20 protein-coding genes and 1 pseudogene are annotated in these 19,940 nt (G+C 50.4%); 9 read left to right on the forward strand and 12 right to left on the reverse strand.

Annotation, left to right across the window (positions count from 1 at the left end; all coding sequences use genetic code 11):
• The first annotated feature begins 128 nt into the window (after positions 1 to 128).
• Entirely contained in the window at positions 129 to 1,880 is a 1,752-nt protein-coding gene (locus tag LJ046_RS09000; protein ID WP_002876490.1) for a 1-deoxy-D-xylulose-5-phosphate synthase, read from the forward strand.
• A 101-nt stretch (positions 1,881 to 1,981) separates the two neighbouring features.
• On the opposite strand, the gene LJ046_RS09005 is transcribed toward LJ046_RS09000, so the two are convergent.
• The 6 genes from LJ046_RS09005 to cysS all read right to left on the reverse strand — a co-directional run bounded on the left by LJ046_RS09005 (position 1,982) and on the right by cysS (position 6,461).
• Positions 1,982 to 2,704, reverse strand: a complete 723-nt coding sequence (locus LJ046_RS09005) for an alpha/beta hydrolase (protein WP_231128029.1) — start codon at positions 2,702 to 2,704, stop codon at positions 1,982 to 1,984.
• Between the two features lie 196 nt (positions 2,705 to 2,900).
• Positions 2,901 to 3,116, reverse strand: coding sequence for a P8 family protein (locus LJ046_RS09010; protein WP_002876482.1), 216 nt, complete (start codon positions 3,114 to 3,116; stop codon positions 2,901 to 2,903).
• 67 nt (positions 3,117 to 3,183) lie between these two features.
• On the reverse strand, positions 3,184 to 3,753 hold the full coding sequence (locus LJ046_RS09015; RefSeq protein WP_002876481.1) for a sigma-70 RNA polymerase sigma factor region 4 domain-containing protein: 570 nt from the start codon (positions 3,751 to 3,753) through the stop codon (positions 3,184 to 3,186).
• A gap of 111 nt (positions 3,754 to 3,864) precedes the next feature.
• Complete coding sequence (gene rlmB, locus LJ046_RS09020) at positions 3,865 to 4,614, reverse strand: 23S rRNA (guanosine(2251)-2'-O)-methyltransferase RlmB (RefSeq protein WP_002876480.1); 750 nt, start codon at positions 4,612 to 4,614, stop codon at positions 3,865 to 3,867.
• Complete coding sequence (locus LJ046_RS09025) at positions 4,601 to 5,044, reverse strand: Mini-ribonuclease 3 (protein WP_002876476.1); 444 nt, start codon at positions 5,042 to 5,044, stop codon at positions 4,601 to 4,603. The genes rlmB and LJ046_RS09025 overlap by 14 nt, the downstream gene beginning before the upstream one ends.
• A complete protein-coding gene (gene cysS / locus LJ046_RS09030) occupies positions 5,037 to 6,461 on the reverse strand; it encodes a cysteine--tRNA ligase (RefSeq protein WP_002876474.1) in 1,425 nt (474 codons plus the stop codon). Before cysS ends, LJ046_RS09025 begins: the two co-directional genes overlap by 8 nt.
• A 142-nt stretch (positions 6,462 to 6,603) precedes the next feature.
• Between cysS and LJ046_RS09035 the strand changes: the two genes are divergently transcribed.
• Positions 6,604 to 7,170 (forward strand): NUDIX hydrolase, encoded by a 567-nt coding sequence (locus LJ046_RS09035; protein ID WP_002876472.1) that lies wholly within the window; start codon positions 6,604 to 6,606, stop codon positions 7,168 to 7,170.
• Positions 7,171 to 7,266: 96 nt separating this feature from the next.
• Entirely contained in the window at positions 7,267 to 7,641 is a 375-nt protein-coding gene (locus LJ046_RS09040) for an ABC transporter substrate-binding protein (protein WP_231128031.1), read from the forward strand.
• Positions 7,642 to 7,998: 357 nt separating this feature from the next.
• Here the strand turns inward: LJ046_RS09040 and LJ046_RS10655 are convergent.
• Positions 7,999 to 8,873 (reverse strand): annotated as a pseudogene (locus LJ046_RS10655) (LysR family transcriptional regulator).
• A 368-nt stretch (positions 8,874 to 9,241) separates the two neighbouring features.
• Here LJ046_RS10655 and LJ046_RS09055 point away from each other — a divergent pair.
• Positions 9,242 to 10,465 carry an IS110 family RNA-guided transposase gene (locus tag LJ046_RS09055; RefSeq protein ID WP_072557701.1) on the forward strand — a complete coding sequence of 408 codons (1,224 nt, stop codon included), beginning with the start codon at positions 9,242 to 9,244 and terminating at the stop codon, positions 10,463 to 10,465.
• Positions 10,466 to 10,647: 182 nt separating this feature from the next.
• Positions 10,648 to 11,673, forward strand: a complete 1,026-nt coding sequence (locus tag LJ046_RS09060; RefSeq protein WP_035176363.1) for a YeiH family protein — start codon at positions 10,648 to 10,650, stop codon at positions 11,671 to 11,673.
• A gap of 81 nt (positions 11,674 to 11,754) precedes the next feature.
• Here the strand turns inward: LJ046_RS09060 and gltX are convergent, their stop codons facing one another.
• From gltX to LJ046_RS09080, 4 genes are all read right to left on the reverse strand, one after another.
• Positions 11,755 to 13,257 (reverse strand): glutamate--tRNA ligase, encoded by a 1,503-nt coding sequence (gene gltX / locus LJ046_RS09065; RefSeq protein ID WP_002876356.1) that lies wholly within the window; start codon positions 13,255 to 13,257, stop codon positions 11,755 to 11,757.
• Positions 13,258 to 13,401: 144 nt separating this feature from the next.
• Entirely contained in the window at positions 13,402 to 14,238 is an 837-nt protein-coding gene (locus LJ046_RS09070) for a hypothetical protein (RefSeq protein WP_002876359.1), read from the reverse strand.
• Positions 14,238 to 14,936 (reverse strand): ATP-binding cassette domain-containing protein, encoded by a 699-nt coding sequence (locus LJ046_RS09075; protein ID WP_002876365.1) that lies wholly within the window; start codon positions 14,934 to 14,936, stop codon positions 14,238 to 14,240. Before LJ046_RS09075 ends, LJ046_RS09070 begins: the two co-directional genes overlap by 1 nt.
• Position 14,937: 1 nt before the next feature.
• Positions 14,938 to 15,306, reverse strand: a complete 369-nt coding sequence (locus LJ046_RS09080) for a GntR family transcriptional regulator (protein ID WP_002876367.1) — start codon at positions 15,304 to 15,306, stop codon at positions 14,938 to 14,940.
• 374 nt (positions 15,307 to 15,680) lie between these two features.
• Between LJ046_RS09080 and LJ046_RS09085 the strand changes: the two genes are divergently transcribed.
• The 4 genes from LJ046_RS09085 (at position 15,681) to LJ046_RS10510 (ending at position 19,142) form a co-directional block, all read left to right on the forward strand.
• Positions 15,681 to 17,300, forward strand: coding sequence for a peptide ABC transporter substrate-binding protein (locus LJ046_RS09085; protein ID WP_002876369.1), 1,620 nt, complete (start codon positions 15,681 to 15,683; stop codon positions 17,298 to 17,300).
• A gap of 130 nt (positions 17,301 to 17,430) precedes the next feature.
• A complete protein-coding gene (locus LJ046_RS09090; RefSeq protein WP_002876370.1) occupies positions 17,431 to 17,955 on the forward strand; it encodes an NUDIX domain-containing protein in 525 nt (174 codons plus the stop codon).
• Positions 17,956 to 17,985: 30 nt separating this feature from the next.
• On the forward strand, positions 17,986 to 18,417 hold the full coding sequence (locus tag LJ046_RS10505) for a diguanylate cyclase domain-containing protein (RefSeq protein WP_002876372.1): 432 nt from the start codon (positions 17,986 to 17,988) through the stop codon (positions 18,415 to 18,417).
• Positions 18,417 to 19,142, forward strand: a complete 726-nt coding sequence (locus tag LJ046_RS10510; RefSeq protein ID WP_002876373.1) for a GGDEF domain-containing protein — start codon at positions 18,417 to 18,419, stop codon at positions 19,140 to 19,142. The genes LJ046_RS10505 and LJ046_RS10510 overlap by 1 nt, the downstream gene beginning before the upstream one ends.
• Before the next feature lie 199 nt (positions 19,143 to 19,341).
• Here the strand turns inward: LJ046_RS10510 and LJ046_RS09110 are convergent, their stop codons facing one another.
• On the reverse strand, positions 19,342 to 19,845 hold the full coding sequence (locus LJ046_RS09110; protein ID WP_002876376.1) for an ECF transporter S component: 504 nt from the start codon (positions 19,843 to 19,845) through the stop codon (positions 19,342 to 19,344).
• Positions 19,846 to 19,940 lie beyond the last annotated feature (95 nt).

Genomic DNA, 19,940 nt, shown 5'->3' on the forward strand with positions numbered 1-19,940 from the left:
AAAGCAACTATTATATGACTGACTTTGCCGGGCTTTATTTTTACATCTTAAGCGGCCCCTGTGTCATAATGGAACTAGCAAAAAAGCAGTTTACAAGATTGCCGGTTAGCCGGCCATGAGGAGAAGAAATGAATCAACACCCTGAATACCTGCTCAACAAGATCAAGTCACCAGCTGATCTTAAGGTCTTGGATCTGGAAGAAATGAAGCAGCTGGCTTCAGAAATTCGCCACTTGATCATCGAGAAAGACGCGGCGGTTGGCGGCCACCTGGGTCCTGACCTGGGGATCGTGGAACTGACCATCGCCTACCACTACGTCTTTGACGCCCCCGGCGACAAAATCATCTGGGACGTCTCCCACCAGACCTACCCCCACAAGATGCTGACAGGCCGGGCTTATGCCTGGCTGGACCCGGAAGCCTACGACAAGGTGACTCCTTACACTAATCCCGATGAAAGTCCCTATGACTACTACGCGGTTGGCCACACTTCTACATCTATCTCTTTAGCCACCGGCATGGCCAAGGCCCGGGGCCTCTTAGGCGGCAGCGAGCGGATCATGGCCGTCATCGGCGACGGCTCCTTAACCGGCGGGATGGCCTATGAAGGCTTAAATAACGCCGCGCTGGAAAAGGGCAACCTGGTCATCGTCATCAATGACAACCAGTGGTCCATTGACCAAAATGTCGGCGGCTTGACCACGGCCCTGAAGAAGCTGAGAGACAGCCAGGGGCAGGATCCGGAAAATCCTTTTAAGGCCTTTGGCTTTGATTACCGCTATGTCGCTGATGGCAATGACCTGGAAAGCATGATTAATGCCTTCAGCGAAATCCGCGATGTCGACCACCCCCTGGTTTTGCACGTCAATACCTTAAAGGGCAAGGGTTATCAGCCAGCTATTGAGGATGAAGAAAAGCACCACTGGGTCCGCCCCTTCAACTTAAGCGATGATTCGCCAAAGAACATTACTGCGGGCTCGACCCCAGCGGAAATTGCCATTAAGACCGTGGCTAGCGCTATTGACGGGGGCCAGGAAAACATCATGGCGATCACTGCCGCTATCCCTGGCGTCTTTGGCCTTGACTCCTTTAAAGAGTCTTACCCGGACCACTACCTGGACGTCGGGATAGCCGAGCAGGATTCCGTGGCCTTCGCGGCAGGCTTTGCCAAGGCGGGCGGCCAGCCAGTCCTTTTTGAAAACTCCACCTTCCTGCAGCGGGCCTTTGACCAGCTCAGCCATGACGTGGCGGCTAACAATTTGCCAGTCGTCATGATCGTGGCTGGCGGCGGGATCCGGGCCAACTCAAAGACCCACGTGGGCGTCTTTGACCAGGTCATGGTCAGCAATCTGCCTAACTGGAAGTACCTGGCCCCGACCAGCTTGACTGAAGAAGCGGCCATGATCAACTGGGCCTTGAAGCAAAAAGACGGCCCTGTAGCTATCAAGCTGCCAGTCCGGCCAGTTCCAGCCGGCGGGGCTGTGCTTGAAGGCTACCGGCACATTCACTACCAAAAGCGGCGGGCCGGCAAGAAGATCGCCATCCTGGCTTTAGGAGACATGCAGGAATTAGGCAGCCAAGTGGCAGAAGAACTTAATGCTGCCCTTTACAATCCTTTGTCAGCCAACATCCTGGATACTGACTGCCTGGACCACTTAGCCCGGCACTACCAGGCTGTAATTACTTTGGAAAACAATATTCTGGACGGGGGCTTCGGGCAAAAGGTGGCCGGCTACCTGGCTGACCGGCCGGTTTTGGTCAAGACTTTTGGCGAAAAGCGGGAATACACCGACGTTGACCAAAGCTATGACCAGATCCTGGTCCGCAACCAATTGACGGCTGAGCAAATCGTTGCCAGCGTCAAGCAATTATTTAACTAAGAAGCAGATATAAGCAAAAAGCTGATCACGCAAGATGACCAGCTTTTTCTGTACTATCATATTTCTTTTTATTTTCTTTTTTCTTTTTACTATTTAACTCATTACTTGTCATGAGCAAGTAAATATTGCCGAACCGCCTGGGCGGTTGCCTGCTGCTGGGCCTTTCTGGAAATAGTGGCCTGCCCGTCCCCTTTTTGCATGCCGTAATTGCCAAACTGGGCATGGTTGCCACCCTTGATGACTTGCTTAGTGTAGTCATTTGGCAGGTACTGAGGATTCTTTTGCAGCATCTTCGCGTTCCCGTCTTTTGACCCATAGATGCTGAGCACGGAAAAATTAGCCGCGTGCAGGTCCTTGGTTGGGTAGCCGGCCAGCATGATTAAGCCCCGGTAGTCTTTCAAGTGGTCCGCGCTATACATAGCCGCCATGGCCGCCCCCAGCGAGTGGCCCGACATGTACCAGTTTTGGTAGTGGTAGCTGGCCCGAATCTTGTCTGCCTTGTTGAGGCCAAAGAAGGCCATGTGCAGGGGCATGTCAACTAAGAAAACATCTGCCTCCTGGCTGGCGATCTGCTTTAAGAGAGGCGCATAGGCGGTAGTTTCAACTTTCGCTCCCGGGTAAAAAATAATGGCATTTTTCTTTGCAGGGCCATCAAACAGGTAGCCCTCAGCTGTCTGCTTGACCTTGACTGTCCGACTGCTCTTCATCGCCTGCTGGGCCGTCTTGTCAGCATGATAGTAATTGCCAAAATACAGACCAAAGGCAAGCAGCAAGGCGGCTAAAATCACCGCCAGAGCCAGCAGCCCTTTTTGCTTCTTGGCCATCTTATTCTTTTGTTTCTTTTGCTTTTTCTGTTTCTCCGTTTTTTCTTGTTTCTTTTCCAAATTTCCAAACTTCTCCTTGTCAGATTTATAGCTGGATTCTTATTTTAGCAAAAAAACGGCGGCTCAAGCGAGCCGTCGTTTTTCGCCCCTTCCCCTCCCTTATGGGAGACAAGAGGTCAGGAATGTAGGGAAAAGATTATTTCTTAAGGTTTTCGTTGACAAATGCGATGATCTTGTCGTCAGAGTAGCTCATGAATGGAAGCATGGCTTCCTCAGTCTTGTCGGTGTTGTGGCCGTTTGACTCCATGAAGTAGTCCCAAAGGGCATCTCTTACAGGGGTGTCTGAGTCACTCCACTCAAAAACTTCTTTCATTGACCGATCCAGCAAAGCTGTCTTAACAATTTCTGACATTTTTGATTACCTCCTAAATAATTTTTTCATCCTACAACTATATTATAGTCCCATTTGGCTAAAATGTTTACGCACCTATCCGTAATTTTAGCTTGATTTTTTCCTTCACCCGGTATTTGGCCCGTCTGAGCCCCATCTCATTGACCTGGTACTGGCGCATGATCTCCCCGGCCTCCTTGTAGCCCAGTTCCAAAAGCAATTCTTCTAATTCCAGCATGCTCAAGGACTCAACCAAATCCTGCCAGTCCAAAACAGGCACCGGCGGACTCGCGATCACGCAGGAAGCTTGCTCAAGTTCGGGAGTCACATCTTCCCAATAGACCTGGTCACTGGCGGCCAGGCGCTTTTTCCGCTTGCCCCGTCTGATCAAGTTGATGGCCCGGTTGTGCAGACTGACCTTATAAAAGCCAACAAAGGGCTTTCCCTGCTTTAAGTCAAAGCGCTTGGCCGTCTTATAGCAGAGGATCAAGGCCTCCTGCTCCCAGTCCTGGCTGTCATATAGCTCCACAAAATACTGCTTGATGGTGCCGCCGATCACAGGCAGGCAGCTGTAATACAGTTCTTTAAGGGCCTGCTCATCATCATCTTTTTGAATCCGGCTGATCAGCAGGCGCTCTCTTTCCTTTGTCAATCCCATAATAAAAAGCCCTTTCATTCTGTTTGCCCACAGAATAAAGGACTTTTTACCTTGACAAAATCGAACCATTGTTTGATTCAATCACTTTTCTTGAACTGTAAACGATTTGCTTTACAAAGGGTGGCGGCTGTTAAAGGCCTGGTATAGCAAGACCCCGGTTGCTACTGAAGCATTTAGGGATTGGACGTGGCCAATCATCGGGATAGTCAAAGTCTGGTCCATTTGCTTAAGAAGAAGCGGGGAGATCCCCTTGCCTTCATTACCGATAACTAAAACGGTCTTGCCATTGGCATTCCACTTCCGGTAGTCATCGCCTTCCATGGCCGTCCCGAAGATCCAGTAACCCCGGTCCTTCAAGGCCTGGCAGGTTTGAACCAGGTTGTTCACCCGGGCAACTGGCACGTGGTCGATGGCCCCGGTTGAGGTCTTCGCCACCACGCTGGTCAGGCCGCTGGCCCGGCGCTTAGGGATGATCACCCCGCTGACCCCGGTCGCGTCGGCGCTGCGGAGGATGGAGCCCAGGTTGTGGGGGTCTTCAATATTGTCCAGCATGAGCAAAAGGGGGTCCTCTTCTTGGTCCAGTTTGTCCAAGAGCTGGTCAAAGTCGGCGTATTCAAAAGAAGCGACAGCCAAAACCAGGCCCTGGTGGTTTTCCCCGCCAGTCAGCTTGTCCAGCTTGTTTTTCGGCACCTGCTGGATGATCAAATGCTTCTTTTTGGCATAGCGGTAGACTTCTCTGGCAAAGTCCTCCTGAACCCCTTCAGCCAGGAAGACCTTGTTGATCTTTTCGCTGTCCTGGGTTTTCAAAAAGTCGATTCCGGCATGACGGCCGAAGACAAAATCATTGTTAGTTGAAGACATATTCCCTTGTCCCTTCACTTTCCACCTCATCAATGCACCAGGCAATCAATTCCTTGACCCTGCCTTCTTCACCGGCCAGGTCTAGGTAGCCAAAGACTGCTTCAAAGCCAGTTGACATTTCATACGTGGCCAGGCTGGTGTTCTTGGCCTTGGTATGGGTCTTGGCATTTCTACCCCGCCGGTAGGCTGTTTCTTCTTCTTTAGTCAAAAAGCCGGTGTCCAGCATTTTAGCAATCAGACCCGCCTGGGCCTTGGCTGAGACATAGTGGGTTGCTGCTCTTTGCAAGTTCTGCGGCTTCAGCATCCCGCCCTTGATCAAGTGCCGGCGGATGGCGGCTTCATAGATCCCATCGCCCAAGTAGGCCAGAGTCTGCCCGCTCAAGGTGTTGGGATCAATCTTTTTTTCAGTTAACTTCTGTGCTTTATTCACGGCTCCACCTGGTTCCTTGCGGGGTATCCTTGAGGACTACCCCCATTTCCTTAAGCTGGTCGCGGAGTTCGTCACTCTTGGCCCAGTCCTTGTTCTTTCTGGCTTCCGTCCGCTGGGCAACCAATTCTTCGATTACAGCGTCATCATTGCCGGCTTCCTTAGCCAGGAGCTTGTCAACATCTAGACCAAAGACGCTGAGCCAGGCAGCTAATTTTTTAGCAAAAAGCCGCAGACTTTCCTTGTCGGCTTTTTCAGCGTTGGCGTTGGAGTTGACGGCTGGCAGGGCTTCGTAGATGGCGGTCAAGGCATTTTGCACGTTGAAATCATCGTCCATGGCGGCTTCAAACTTGGCCGTGGTTTCAGTGACCAGCTTGGCCAGGTCCGGGTCCGGCAAGCCTTCAGTCGCGTCAGCCAGGCGGTAGTTGATCCCTTCCAGGGTGTTCTTGAAGCGGCCCAGAATGTTAGCGGCCTGCTCCAGGTTTTCTTTCGAGTAGTTGATCTGGCTTCTGTACTGGATGCTGGCCATGAAGAAGCGGAGAACCTGGGGATCAACGTTCTTTAAGATATCGTGGACGGTCACGAAATTGTGCAGGGACTTAGACATTTTTTCCTCATCCTTACCCACGGTCACGAAGCCGTTGTGCAGCCAGTAGTTGACGAACTTCTTGCCCGTCTTGGCTTCACTTTGGGCGATTTCGTTTTCGTGGTGGGGGAATTCCAGGTCCTGCCCGCCCCCATGGATGTCCAGGGTGTCACCTAAGTACTTGGTGGACATGACTGAGCATTCAATGTGCCAGCCCGGCCGGCCCTTGCCCCATGGGGAGTCCCAGGAGATTTCGTCTGCAACCTTCTGCCCCTTCCAGAGGGCAAAGTCGATCGGGTCTTCCTTGCGGCCTTGTTCTTCATCGTTTACGTGCTGGGAGGCCCCTTCTTCCAGCTGGTCGATGTTTTGGTCGCTCAAGTGCCCGTAGTCAGCGAACTTTTTAGCCCGGTAGTAGACGTCCCCGTCGGCTTCATAAGCGTAGCCCTTGTCGATCAAGGTTTGGATGAAGTCGATGATGGCCGGGATCTCGTGGGTTGCCCGCGGGTGCAGAGTCGCTTCTTCGATGTTTAAGGCCCGGGTGTCTTCCAGGAAGGCCTGAATGTAGCGTTCGGCTAATTCCGGCACGGTCGTGCCTTCGGCTCTAGCTTCGTTGATCATCTTATCATCGACGTCAGTAAAGTTGGAAACGTAGTTGACCTTGTAGCCCTTGTATTCAAAGTAGCGGCGGATGGTGTCAAAAGCGATGGCGCTTCTGGCGTTGCCGATGTGGATGTAGTTGTAGACCGTCGGCCCGCAGACGTACATGCTGACCTGGCCGGGAACCAGGGGTTTGAATTCTTCTTTCTGCCTAGTTAAAGTGTTGAAAAGCTTCACGATATTTTCCTGCTTTCTTTAAGAAGTTTTCCTTACCTGCAATAATTCAGTACTTAACACTCTACATTTTAACAGACAATCACCGCCCGTGGTAAAATCTGAGGAAACAGAGAGAAACAGAAAAAATAGAGAGAAGAGAAGAATGACTTTACTGACTGATTTAAAAAATTACCAACCCTTTAACGAGCAAGAAGCAGCCGACGTCAAAGAGATGATCTACCGGCTGGAGACCGGGGAAGAACTGTTCTTGCGGTCCAATTTGGCCGAGCACTTTACCGCTTCAGCCTGGGTCGTCAATCCGGCCCGGGACAAAGCCCTGATGGCCTACCACCGGATCTACGACTCCTGGGCCTGGCTGGGCGGGCACGCAGACGGCGACCAGGACCTTTTGCATGTGGCCTTAAAAGAAGCCGAAGAAGAAAGCGGGGTTAAAGCAACTCCAGTCACGGACCAGATCTATTCTGTTGAGATTTTGACCGTGGACGGGCATGAGAAAAAAGGCAAATACGTCCCGTCGCACCTGCACTTAAACGTCACCTACCTCTTGGAAGCAGACGACAGCTTACCTATCCGACCTAAAGAAGACGAAAACAAGGCTGTTGCCTGGTTTGGCCTGGATGAAGCCCTGGAAAAGTCAACCGAGCCCTGGTTTGTCGACCGGATCTACTCCAAGCTGAACGCCAAACTCAAGGATCATCCGGCTAGGTAAACAGAAAAAGCAAAAAAGAAAAAGTTCTTTTCAAAAAGCCGCTTAACAGAAGCCTATTTACGCTTTAAGATTACATTAATTAAAAATTAAAGCGTTTTGAGAAAAGCATTAATTAGAAAAATAACCAGGTCCGGCTTTTTCCAGAGAGCTCAAGTTCTTAGATGTGTTTCGCCAGGCGGCTTTTGCTCCAACACCTCTGCCAGCAGCTCAAAGACCAAGCAAGTCTTAAACTGGTTCTCCGCCGGAGAAATCTCCACCATGGACCCGGCTTTGAACAATGACGGCTACGGCGGCGAGCAGCTGGACGCCACCATGGAAGGCCTGGTCCGCCTGGGCAACAACTCCAAGATCCTGCCCGGCATCGCCAAGTCCTGGAAGGAAAGCAAGGACGGAATGACCTGGACCTTTAACCTTAGAAAAAATACCAAGTGGTCCAACGGGGAAGCCTTGCCGGCCAGGCCAGCAACATGATCCCAGCCGCCGCGACCGCCGTCGTCTCTGGCGAGAATCTTGCGAAAATTGCGGCAGCTTTCCCGGACTTTTTGGCCAAAAAGGGCTTGACTGGGGAAATCAAAGAAACAGCTAGCGAAAATGGTAATTGCTTAAAGATTAGTTTGGAAGGCGTCAGCGCCCACGCCTCTGTTCCCTGGGAAGGGAAAAACGGTGCCTGCCTTCCCGGACAGCCTGGACACCGCCCACGCCATCGACGAATCCGTCAGCCTGGCTGAACTGGAAAAAAGCCTGGCCATCTATGCTGAAGCGATTTACGAATTAACCAAGTAGAATATGCAAAAAAGACTTTTACCCAAAACAAGTAAAAGTCTTTTCTTATCTGCTTGCCTTCAGTTCCGCGCAGATCTGCTGGTGGCGGTTCGCGTAGAGGCTGTTCTTCTCCCAGATAAAGGTGAAGTCATGGCGGATCTGGAAGTCCCGCAAACTCAACTTCCGCAGCTTTCCTGCCTTTAAAAGGTCACTAACGGCAGTCTGGTACAAGAAAGAGACCCCGCAATTGGCCAAAAGCAGCTGGGTGATCATCTGCATGTTGCCGACCTGGACATACTGCTTGAAGTCGCTCAGTTCCTGCCCCTGGGCGCCTAAGCTGTCCTCCAGGATCTTCCTAGTCCCTGAGCCCGGTTCCCTGACCAAAAGGCGCTGGTCAAAAAGGTCAGCGATCTGGTCCGGCTCCTTGGCAAAAGACAAATCTGGCGAGCAGACGGCGATGAAGTCCTCGCTTTGGTAGCGCAGGCTGGCATAACCCCTGGCCGGGTCCCCTTCTATCAGGGCAAAGTCCAGGTCCCCCTCATCCAATTTTTTGTCAAAAACTGGGTGTTGCCGTAGACTACTTCCACATTGGTTTGGGGATGGTCTTTTAAAAAGCGGCTGAGGGGCCTGGCTAAGGCGTATTCCCCAATGGTCATGGTTACCCCAAAGCGGACCGGCGGCAGGTCAGCCTGCTTGATTTCCGCTTTAAGCAGGCGCTCATCGCTCTGCATCTGCCGCATGGCCTGGCGGAGTTTCTCTCCCGCCGCGGTCAAGGTCAGTTTCTTGCCCTGGTAGCTGAAAAGCTTGACCTGGTACTCCTTCTCCAAATAGCGGATGTGCTGGGACACCGCCGGCTGGGTCACATGCAGGCGGTCAGCCGCCCGGGTGAAGTTCATGGTCTCACAGACCGTTAAAAATGTTTTGACGCGAAAATCCAGCATCCCCTGCCTCCTTACAATAATTCTGATTTATCGATAGATAATAATCTATAATTTTATTTTCTACCATTTTACTACTATACTAAAGCATGTTCAAAAAATATCTGGAGGCAAAACATACTAACCTAGTGTTGGATGATTACTCGACGGAGTAGTCGTTCAACACTTTTTCTTTTACTATGTAAAGTGGAGATGAAGCCAATGCCGTTCCTTTTCTGGACACACGATGTCGTAGGCAAAACGGGCAGCTTCACCATTCAATTGTGAATCTCGTCTAAGTATGTTGGCTGTTAAAGTCCTGTTGAGAAAATTAGATCTGATTGGATTAGGTGAAGGTAGCTCATCTCCGAGTAAAGCGGAGGTTTATTCTTATGGATTTATTGAAAACTGTTTTCGGTATTGATGTTAGCAGCCGAAAGTCTAACGTATGCATTATGGTCAATGGCCAAAAAGTTAATGACTATGCCATCTCCAACGATATGGTAGGCTTCAATCAGCTGCTAGGTGACCTTAAGCAGGTTACTAACCCACAGATTATCTTTGAAGCAACTGGCGTCTATTCCAGAAGACTCCAGGCATTCTTGGACATACACGAATTGCGCTATGTCATGATGAATCCGCTAGAAGCCAAAAGAAAGACAAAGGATGACCTGCACCAGAACAAGACCGATAAGCTTGATGCCTTGTACCTTGCCAAGCTGCAATCTGAGCACCCACAGCGGCTGGCCTACGTTCAAAGCGAAGAATATCAAGAATTGATGGCCAATAACCGTATCTATGAGCAGGCTTCGCACGATCTGATAACCAACAGGAATAGACTGCACAAAGCCATTCAGCTCACTTTCCCAGAGATTGAGCACTTAATGGTTAATCCGAGAGGGAAAAACTACTGGAGTATTGTCCTCAGATTCCCACACCCAGATATCGTACTAGAAACAAAAGAAGTCGATATCATCGACTTCTTAAAGGGCTTAACCGGTATTGGTAAAAAACGCGCTAACGACATAGCGCAAAGTCTTATTCGGTTGGCTAAAGTCGCATGCCCAGCTGTCAAAAAGAACAGTGCTCATATTCGTGGCCTCAAAATGGCTATTAACAACATTCTGAGCGCTGAAGAAGAGTGCCAGACTGCTTTACAGGAGATGGCTAAGCTGGCTCCTAAACGGGATCTGGAGATCCTCACAAGCATTCCAGGCATCGGCGAAAACACTGCTCTAAGAATCATTAGTGAGCTTGGGGATATCAGACGCTTTAACAACCCTAGCCAATTAAATGCCTTCGTTGGTGTTGATCCTCAAGTTTATGAATCTGGCAATCTCACGGCCCACCTGTCAATTTCAAAGCGTGGGACAGCTATTGGCAGAAAGGTGCTGTACTTGGCCATAAACCAAATTCAGTCGGCTAAGAAAGCGGGAAACCCTTGTCATATTGCGGATTATTACGAGAAACGAAAACGGTCTTCTGAGACTGCAAGTCACAAGAAGGCCGCTATCGCATCGATCCATAAATTATTACGGACGATCTTCGCTTTAATTAAGAATGATCAATTGTATAGCTATGACGTAGCCAAACATAACCAAAGACTTTTGTCATAAAAATTGATCCAATAGATATTATAACAGCCTCTTTTTTGAAATTACAGAAGGTGGCTGTATTTATCATGCCCTAAATCAGATATTTAACTCGATTCTCCGGGAACCATTTCCCGATTAGGCCCTTATTTCAAAATAAAATTGCTAAAATCGTTGATAACACTTGACTTAGAGTAGAAAAAGAAATGAATTGGATTAAAAAGAATCTGCCCGGAATCCTGGTCTGCCTGGCCATCGCTACCCCCGCCTGGCTCTTAGGCAAGACCCTGCCAGTCATCGGGGGCGCCGTCTTCTCCATCTTGTTTGGCATGGTCATCACCCTCTTTTGGGAAGAGAAGAAAGGCGCGGCCAGCGGGATCAAGTGGACGTCCAAGTATATCCTGCAAACGGCCGTCGTTCTCCTGGGCTTTGGGATGGACCTGCAGGTGGTCGTCAAGACCGGCCGCCAGTCCCTGCCGATTATCATCTGCACCATCTCGACCTCGCTCTTGCTCGCCTGGCTTTTGCACAAGTCTTTAAACATCCCCGGCAAGATCTCAACCTTGATCGGGGTCGGCTCATCCATCTGCGGGGGCAGCGCCATCGCCGCTACCGCCCCGGTTATCGACGCTGACGACGACGAAGTAGCCCAGGCCATCTCTGTTATCTTCTTTTTCAACGTCCTGGCCGCCATCCTCTTCCCCATCTTTGGCAAGCTCCTGGGCTTTGACCAGACTTCGGGGACTTCTTTCGGCATCTTTGCCGGGACAGCCATCAACGACACTTCTTCCGTCACTGCCGCGGCGGCAACCTGGGACAGCATGTTCCATTTGGGCAGCCAGACCCTGGACAAGGCCGTGACCGTCAAATTAACCAGAACCCTGGCCATCATCCCTATCACCCTGGCCTTAGGCTATTTCACCGCCAAAAAGGAGCAAAGGGGCAACAGCTTCAGCTTGAAGCGGACCTTTCCTGCCTTCATCCTCTACTTTGTCCTGGCTTCCTTAATCACAACCTTTGCCCTGGCTAATGGAGTAAATGCCAATGTCTTCCTGCCTTTAAAGGAGCTGAGCAAGTTCATGATCATCATGGCCATGGCCGCGATCGGTCTTAACTCCAACATCGTCAAGTTGGTCAAGTCCGGGGCCAAGCCCCTCTTGCTTGGGGCTTCCTGCTGGGCCGGGATCACAGCCGTCAGCCTGCTTTTACAGCGGCTAATGGGGCTCTGGTAAAAAATAAAACAAACAATTTAATCGATTGCATCAAAAAAGGCTTTTACCGCTCGGTAAAAGCCTTTTGCTTTGTTCTTTAGCTTATTCGATGCCAGCTTCGCTAAGCTGCTTCAAGGTCAAGTCCAGGTGCTTCATGACCGTGTCCTTGCCCATCAATTCCATAGCTTCGCCGATGCCAGGGCCGACCATTGACCGGGTAGTAGCGATCCGGATTGGCATGAAGAGCTTGCGGCCCTTGATGCCAGTTTCCCTCCGGGTAGCCATGATAGCGTCCATGATCTTCTTGGCCGTGAAGTTGTCCAGCTTGTCCAGTTGCTTCTTGAATTCTTCAATCGCCGGACGAGCTTCGTCCTTCTTGATTTCTTCCACTTCTTCGTCAGTCAGGTATTCTGCTTCAGTGAAGAAGATCTTGCTCAAGTCAACGATTTGCTTGGTGTAGGACATTTGGTTGGCATACATGTTCACCAATTGTCTTACCCATTCTATCTTGCCTGGAGCCGGGTTAGCTTCAACCAGGCCAGCTTCTTGCAGGTTGTGCAGGGCCAGGTCCAAAAGTTCATCTCTGTCAGCCGTCTTCATGTACTGGTTGTTGACCCAGTCCAACTTCTTTTGGTCAAAGGCAGCTGGGGACTTGGACAGACGGGCCGGGTCAAATTGCTTGATGAATTCGCGCTTGGAGAAGATTTCGCTTTCGCCAACTGGTGACCAGCCCAGCAAAGTGATGAAGTTGAACATGGCTTCTGGCAGGAAACCAAGTTCTCTGTATTGTTCGATGAACTGCAGGACTGATTCGTCACGCTTGGACAGCTTCTTGCCAGTAGCGGAGTTGATGATCAAAGTCATGTGGCCGAAGACTGGAGCTTCCCAGCCCAAAGCTTCGTAAACGCAAAGCTGCTTTGGCGTGTTAGAGATGTGGTCATCGCCCCGGAGCACGTGGCTGATTTCCATCAAGTGGTCGTCGACAACGACGGCAAAGTTGTAAGTTGGCATCCCGTCGCGCTTTTGGATGACGAAGTCACCGCCGATAGTGTCGGATTCAAAGCTCAAGTGGCCCTTAACGATGTCGTCCCATTCGTAAGTCACGCCTTCTGGAATGTGAATGCGGACAACTGGCTTCAAGCCCTTGGCCCGGGCTTCGTCTTGTGCCTGCTTGATTTCGTCAGTAGTCATGCCTTCGTATTCGTAGACATAGTGAGGAGCAATCCCCATGGCCCGCTGTTCTTCACGCTGGGCTTCCAGTTCTTCTTCAGTTTTAAAGGAGTAGTAAGCCTTGCCTTCTTCAAGCAGCTGGTCGATGTACTTTTGGTAGATGTCCTTTCTTTCGGACTGCTTGTAAGGGCCGTAGTCCCCGCCGATGTCCGGACCTTCATCCCAGTCGATCCCCAGCCAGTGCAGGTTTTCGATTTGAGACTCAGCCCCGCCTTCAACGTTTCTGGCGGTGTCAGTGTCTTCGATTCTCAGAACCAAAGTCCCCTTGTTGTGACGTGCAAACAGATAGTTAAACAGAGCAGTACGCGCGTTACCAATGTGCAAGTGACCAGTTGGTGACGGAGCGTATCTCACGCGGATTTTCTTATTAGCCAAAATTATGCCTCTTTCTTACTATTCTTCAACTTATTAAGTTTACTAGCAATAAGGAAAAAATTCAATCTTTACCGGCAAATCGGGCCCTGACGACAAGCAAAAATGCCCACCAAAGGCAGGCATTTGTCACTTAATCTGATTTGCTTATTTCTTGGCTTCAACGCCCTTCTTGAAGACGAAGTATTCCGCTGCCCACAAGATGGCCACGTAGACCAGCTCAGCCAGCATGTAGAGCCAGCTGATGACCGGCAAGCCCAGGTCGGTCTGGGACGTGTGCAGGCCAGTATTGTCAATGACAAAGTTGAAGTCAAAGCCGGAATTTGAAACCATGCGGATGACCGCGCCCAAGATGCTGCTGCTGCCCCAGGACAAAAGAGCCAGCAGGGCCAGCAGGATAACTGCCTTGGCAAACTTGCTCGTTTTCCCCTTCAAAGGCAGGAAGTCCCCCAAAACGCTGGCTGATTCAGTGATGAGCAGCCAGAAGCAGATGCCGCCGGCAAAGCTGACCAGGGCAAACAAGGTCATGTAGAGCAGCCAGTTACTGATGCTGGAGACGTAAGGCTGGAAAGTCGCCACTGCTTGCAAATCGATCCGCATCTCCCCGCCAAAAATAAATGGCAGCAAGGTAATTACGAAGATCAAGAGGTTAGCTAAGGCAAAGATAACCGCGGTCACAAGCCCGGTCAGCACATTAGCCGTCAGGAAGTTGCCCGATGTTACCGGCACTTGCCTCCAGGTCTGGGACCGGTTGATCCGGTAGGCCGTCATAATCACGTCAATTTGGTACCAGATGCCCACGCAGAAGATCACCGTCGCGGCAATCCCGATGCCAATACCAGCTGAGTCGCTGCCAAAGCCGTATCTGATACCAAAGTACAAGCTGATCAAGAGGATAAAAATTGCCTCGATGCCCAGGCTGAGCCAGGTCGTCCGGCTTTTTTCCTTGAACATGGCCGCGAAAGTCTGCTTAAAACCGATCATTACTCTTCCCCCTCGTAAAATCCTTCATACCACTCTTCGATGCCTTCTTGTTCAGCCCGGATTTCTTCAGCACTGCGCTGCTCTAAAACTGAGTGCTTCTTGATCAAAACGACCTCATCGATCACCGGAGCGATTTCATCTAAGACATGGTCGCTGATGACCAGGGTCGCCTCTTCCGGCTTCCAAAGCAGCATGGACTTGATAATCTTCTTCCGGCTCATGGCATCAACCCCGCTGAAAGGTTCATCCAGCAGGTAGAGCTTGGCCTTGCGGGAGAAGACCAGGGCGATGATTAATTTCTCCTTCATCCCCTTGGACAGGCTGCCCAGTATTTCATCTTCATTCAAGTTCATGAATTCCAGAATATCAGCAAACTGCTTGTCGTCAAAGTCCGGGTAGACCAGGCGGTAAAAGTCAGCGACATCCTTGATCTTTCTGGAGTCGCGGAAGGCGGACAGGCTGTCGGTCATGGCGATGTACTGCTTGCGGCGGTCTTCATCTTCTTCCCCGCATACCTCCACGCTGCCCTTGTACTGCTTGGCCAGGCCCGCGATCACCCGCATCAAGCTGGTCTTGCCGGCCCCGTTGGCCCCGACTAAGGCCACGATCTTGCCGGCCTCCAAAGTCAAGTTGACTCTCTCCAAAATCGTCTTTGAATTCTTGTGGTAGCTTAAATCCTTAATCTCCAAAGTCTTCATGCTATTCCTCCCTTGTGTCATCTAAGTAGCTGGCCAATAGTCCAGTCAGGTTTTCCCTTTCGACTCCGAGTTTCTCCATCCGGCTGACGAAAGCCGCCAGCTCCTGCTTCAGCAATTTGCTCTTCATTTCCTCCAGGCGGCCTTCATCGGTCGTAACGAAGTTGCCTTCGCCGCGTTTGGTAAAAATATAGCCCTTGGCCGTCATTTCTCTAAGTGCCCGCTGGACTGTATTGGCGTTGACCGTCAATTCAAGTGCCAGGGCTCTGACTGAAGGCAGCTTCTCGCCGGCCTGCAGCTTGCCCTGGGCGATCTGCAAGTAGATATAGTCTTCAATCTGCAAGTAGATCGGCAGGTTGTCTTTGAATTTCATTTGCACACCCCTTTGCTGTACTAGTTATCTAATACGCTGTTAGTGTATAACGGATCGGGCCTTTCGTCAAGGCAAAAACAGAGAAAAAGCAAAATTTTGTCCCTTTATCTTTGGCCTAGTTCTTTCCTATACTTTTTACTTACCTTTCTTCCTTATAAATAATCAGCCAATTCTGCTTTTAAGTTAGACTATACTGCTTTCTAGCAAATGAGCTAATACTTAAAGTTATCTTTAATTAATTTACGGGCGCTTTAACAACGATTTCAATCCCGTCTCATCTTCAGTTCATAGTCGCAAGAGAGCGTTTCTTTTTGTGTATTTTCTGTTAGACTACAATTAGTGTTTGATAATGTAAACTTTTCAAGGAGGACAACATGAAAAAGACTAAGACCTTTTTGGCTGCCGGCAGCATCTTGACGGCTGCATTAGCCTTGACGGCCTGCGGCGGCAACTCTTCATCTTCTTCATCTAACAAAAAGGAACTGAACTGGGAAGAATCAGCTGAAATTCCGACTATGGACCTGTCCAAGGCCACTGACTCTGCCAGCTTTACCCAATTGATCAACACCATGGAAGGTTTATACCGGGCAAAGTCTGACGGCAGCCAGGAAAAGGCCATGGCAACCAGCGAAAAGGTATCCAAGGACGGGAAGACCTACACCTTTACTCTCCGTAAGGACAACAAGTGGTCAAACGGTGACCCGGTAACCGCGCAGGACTTCGTCTACTCATGGCGCAGAACGGTTGACCCAAAGACTGCTTCTCAATACGCTTACCTGTTTGAAGGCATCAAGAACGCTACCGACATCCAAAACGGCAAGAAGAAGCCGGAAACTTTGGGGATTAAGGCCGTTGGCAAGTACAAGCTGGTCGTAACCCTGGACCGGCGGATTCCTTACTTCAACAACCTGATGGCCTTCGGGAGCTTCTTCCCACAAAACGAAAAGGCAGTCAAGAAGTACGGCTCCAAGTACGGTACTGCCTCCAAGTACATGGTCTACAACGGGCCATACATTATGAGCGGCTGGAGCGGGTCAAACCTGTCCTGGAAGCTCAAGAAGAACCCATACTACTGGGACAAGAAGAATGTCAAGCTGGACGCGGTCAACTACAGCGTGCAAAAGACCCCGTCAACTGCTTACAACCTCTACCAGTCAAACAAGCTTGACGCTGTAGCCCTGGACGCTGAACAAAGCAAGCAGCTTAAGAGCGTAAAGGGTTATGCTCTCTACCCACGTGGGACTACCTTCTACATCCAATTCAACCAGGCTAAGAACAAGTACCTGCAAAACGCCAACATCCGTAAGGCTCTTTCCATGGCTATTAACCGGGAAAGCCTGACCAAGGTCCTGGGCGGCAGCAACACTGTAGCTCACACCTTCACTCCAGCCAAGCTGACCACGGTTAACGGCAAGGACTACACCAGCCTGATTTCCAAGAGTGACGAAGCTTACACTTACTACAACAAGAAGGAAGCCCAAAAGTACCTTAAGCAAGGTATGAAGGAACTTGGCGTTTCCAAGCTGAGCTTCAAGCTTTTGTCAGACGACACCGATGGTGCCAAGAAGTCTACTGAAGCAATGCAATCAAACATCCAGGAAACTCTGCCTCAAGTCTCCATCACCACCCAGAACCTGCCATTCAAGACCCGTCTGGCTAGAACTAACGCGCTTAACTTCGACATGGTTGTTTCTGCCTGGGGTGCCGACTTCAACGATCCGATCTCCTTCCTGGACTTGCTGACTTCCACCAACGCCCAAAACGGCGGCAAGTGGTCCAACAAGGAATACGACAAGCTGATCGTGGCTTCAAAGACTACTGGCTCAGACTCTGAACGCTGGAGCAACCTGTCCAAGGCTGAAGGCATTCTGCTGAAGGACGTTGGTATTTCACCACTTTACTCAAGCACCAGTGCCTGGATTGTCCGTCCAGAAATCAAGGGCTTGGTAAACCTGCGCGACCACTGGGACTTCAAGTACGCTCACGTTAACTAGCGTCTGTCCCTAGAGACTAACAAACTGAATCACTGAAAATAGCAGACCACCTGGTCTGCTATTTTTGTACTTTAACTGTTTTTTTGCTACAATTGAACTGATTTTTAAAGAGATTGGTGGCAGGCAAAAAATGTACAAAGTAGTCAAGAAAGAAACTATCAAGGCGGACCGCTTCACGGTCATTCAAGAGAAGGTGGCCAAGGACGGGCAAATCGCCCCATATTCCTACGTTACGATCGGCTTCGGGATTTCCATCATCCCCTTCGTTGATGATGACCACGTCTTGCTTTTGAAGGAATACCGGCATCCCGTTGGCAGCTGGCAATATGAATTCCCCAGCGGCGGCATTGATGAGGGAGAAGAGCCCAGTCAGGCAGCCAGAAGAGAGCTGCTGGAAGAAACGGGCTATGAGGCCAGTGAGTTGACAGAACTCGGTTTCACCTACCCTTCTTTTGGCTCAACCAATGAGAAGATCACACTTTTTGCCTGCCGGGCCACAAAAATGGCTCAGCCAAAAAGAGAAATTCTGGAAGAAATCAAGATGGAGATCGTCTCTGTCGACCAGCTGGAAGATTTGATCGTCAAGGGTGAATTTGCCCACGGGGCTGGCCAAGCAGCCTGGCTCAAGTGGCGGCTGCTTAATGAGAGAAGATAAGAAAAGAAGAAGCAAAGTGAATCCCCCAACATGGACCTGCTGACGGGCATGCCCAATGTCAGCTACTTTAGCAAGTTCGGGGATGACTTTTTAAGAAAGCTCTTAAAGCAGGCCGGGCAAGTTGACGTTATCTACTTCGACATCTCCTCCCTGCACTCTTACAACGACCACTTTGGCTTCTTGCAGGGGAACCAGCTTATCAAGGAGTGCGGGGAAATCATCCGGGCCAGTTTCCAGGAAGGGCTGACCCTGCGCTATGTCGACGACTCCATCTTGACCATCACTGCTCCCAGCCAGCTCAAGAAGCTGCTGCCGGAGATCCAGAAGAAAGTCGCGTTTTTTTCCGCTGACAAAGTCACGACCGTCAGAGCCGGCGTCTACCAGGTCAAGGAAATGGAACCAGCCACCAGCGCCGTCGACAAGGCTTACCAAGTAAGCGCTTTGAGATGTAGGACTACTTGATGGGCCACTTTGAAGAAGCCCTCAGCCAGAACTGGCTCAAGGTCTACTACCAGCCGCTTTTCAACCTCTATTCTAAGAAAATCTGCAACTTTGAAGCCGTCTCCCGCTGGCAGGAACCAGGTAAGCCGGCTTTAAAGGCGCATCCAAATAACGATCATGATGATTTGCAGAAAATCATGGACCAGGAAAAGCAGCTCTTAAAGGACGGGGTAGCCTTAAATGACTACCTGACCCTCAGTGTCAACGACAACCACCGGACCTTCCACTACTATCTCTCGCCAATTTACGACGATAACACCATCTGCGGGGATGTTACCAGCCAGATGGACGAGCTGAACCAGCTGCAGACTGAAGCGGCCCGGGACCCTTTGACCACCTTGAAGAACCGGCGCAGTTTTGACCGGGACTTCGGCTACCTGACACAAAGAGACATTTCGGTCATGATGATCGACATTGACTACTTCAAGACTTTTAACGACAAGTTCGGCCACCTGTACGGGGACGCGGTCTTGAAGAAGATCAGCGAGGCCCTCCTGCACGTTTACGGGATCTGTCACTGCTACCGCTACGGGGGCGACGAGTTCTTGGTCATTGAGGACTTTGAATCCAAGGGCCGGCCGCGCAGGAATGACCAAAAGGTCCGGGAATACTTGAAACAGGTCAAGATTCTGGACTTGAAGTTTGACATTCATATTTCTGCCGGCTATGTCTATGGCCAGGCCTAGACCCCAGACGAGGTCTACGAAATGATCCGGGAAGCCGACCGCATGCTCTACCAGAGCAAGGACAATGTCCGCAACCAGATCAGCGGCGGGCCTTCGCGCTATAATTAGCCTTCTGTTTAACTGAATGAGCATTAAAAAATCCACCCATCTGGGTGGATTTTTGCTTGCAGTGCTTTCTGTATTTCTTTTTTCTCCCTGTTTACCGCAAGCGGTGTTGGAACTGCTTTTCGATGCCGGCGTGGTAGACCAGGTTGTAGCCTAAGACCGCCCCAACGGCTGCCTGCAGGCATTCAAAAGGAAACTTGACCAGGGAGATAGCCGGGGTCGCGTAAATGAAGGCCCTGCCTAAAGTGTAGCCAGTTACCATCACGGCGGCGCCGATAAAGATGCCCAAGATGACCTTCTTTTGCTCGCCGGCAAACTTGTGGGCAAAGTAAGAGATGATCAAGGCTTCAAAGCCGTGGGAGAAGAGGCTGACGAACATGGGCGCCGGGTAGAAAAGGAAGTCGCCCAAGAAGGCCCCTACCCCGCCGACCACGAAGGCCTCTGATGGGTACAGCAGCAAGGCCGCGGCGACGATGACCACGTCGTTGAAGTAGAGGTGGCCGCCTGGGACAGGGATACTGAATGAAGACAAGGCAACGTTCATCGCCATCAAAACGGCGACGATGGCGGCTCTTTTGACTGACCATGATTTTTGCATGTGATTTCCCTCCAGCTTGTAACTTTGCTTTCTATTTTAGCACTTTTTCAGTATTTTTTTAGGTTTTTTTCTTACAAAAAAGAAGAAATAAAAAG

Origin of the sequence: Lactobacillus delbrueckii subsp. jakobsenii ZN7a-9 = DSM 26046 (assembly GCF_001888925.1) — a bacterium.
Lineage (GTDB): Bacteria > Bacillota > Bacilli > Lactobacillales > Lactobacillaceae > Lactobacillus > Lactobacillus delbrueckii.

Excerpts from the sequence above, each read along its gene's own strand:
- LJ046_RS09015 (WP_002876481.1), bottom strand. The coding sequence starts at position 3,753 with ATGGGATTGACAAAGGAAAGAGAGCGCCTGCTGATCAGCCGGATTCAA.
- LJ046_RS09035 (WP_002876472.1), top strand. The coding sequence starts at position 6,604 with ATGACTTTACTGACTGATTTAAAAAATTACCAACCCTTTAACGAGCAA.
- LJ046_RS09110 (WP_002876376.1), bottom strand. The coding sequence starts at position 19,845 with ATGCAAAAATCATGGTCAGTCAAAAGAGCCGCCATCGTCGCCGTTTTG.
- LJ046_RS10510 (WP_002876373.1), top strand. The coding sequence starts at position 18,417 with ATGGGCCACTTTGAAGAAGCCCTCAGCCAGAACTGGCTCAAGGTCTAC.
- LJ046_RS09055 (WP_072557701.1), top strand. The coding sequence starts at position 9,242 with ATGGATTTATTGAAAACTGTTTTCGGTATTGATGTTAGCAGCCGAAAG.
- LJ046_RS09005 (WP_231128029.1), bottom strand. The coding sequence starts at position 2,704 with ATGGCCAAGAAGCAAAAAGGGCTGCTGGCTCTGGCGGTGATTTTAGCC.
- LJ046_RS09000 (WP_002876490.1), top strand. The coding sequence starts at position 129 with ATGAATCAACACCCTGAATACCTGCTCAACAAGATCAAGTCACCAGCT.
- LJ046_RS09085 (WP_002876369.1), top strand. The coding sequence starts at position 15,681 with ATGAAAAAGACTAAGACCTTTTTGGCTGCCGGCAGCATCTTGACGGCT.
- LJ046_RS09060 (WP_035176363.1), top strand. The coding sequence starts at position 10,648 with ATGAATTGGATTAAAAAGAATCTGCCCGGAATCCTGGTCTGCCTGGCC.
- LJ046_RS09080 (WP_002876367.1), bottom strand. The coding sequence starts at position 15,306 with ATGAAATTCAAAGACAACCTGCCGATCTACTTGCAGATTGAAGACTAT.
- LJ046_RS09075 (WP_002876365.1), bottom strand. The coding sequence starts at position 14,936 with ATGAAGACTTTGGAGATTAAGGATTTAAGCTACCACAAGAATTCAAAG.
- LJ046_RS10505 (WP_002876372.1), top strand. The coding sequence starts at position 17,986 with ATGGACCTGCTGACGGGCATGCCCAATGTCAGCTACTTTAGCAAGTTC.
- LJ046_RS09010 (WP_002876482.1), bottom strand. The coding sequence starts at position 3,116 with ATGTCAGAAATTGTTAAGACAGCTTTGCTGGATCGGTCAATGAAAGAA.
- rlmB (WP_002876480.1), bottom strand. The coding sequence starts at position 4,614 with ATGTCTTCAACTAACAATGATTTTGTCTTCGGCCGTCATGCCGGAATC.
- LJ046_RS09090 (WP_002876370.1), top strand. The coding sequence starts at position 17,431 with ATGTACAAAGTAGTCAAGAAAGAAACTATCAAGGCGGACCGCTTCACG.
- LJ046_RS09070 (WP_002876359.1), bottom strand. The coding sequence starts at position 14,238 with ATGATCGGTTTTAAGCAGACTTTCGCGGCCATGTTCAAGGAAAAAAGC.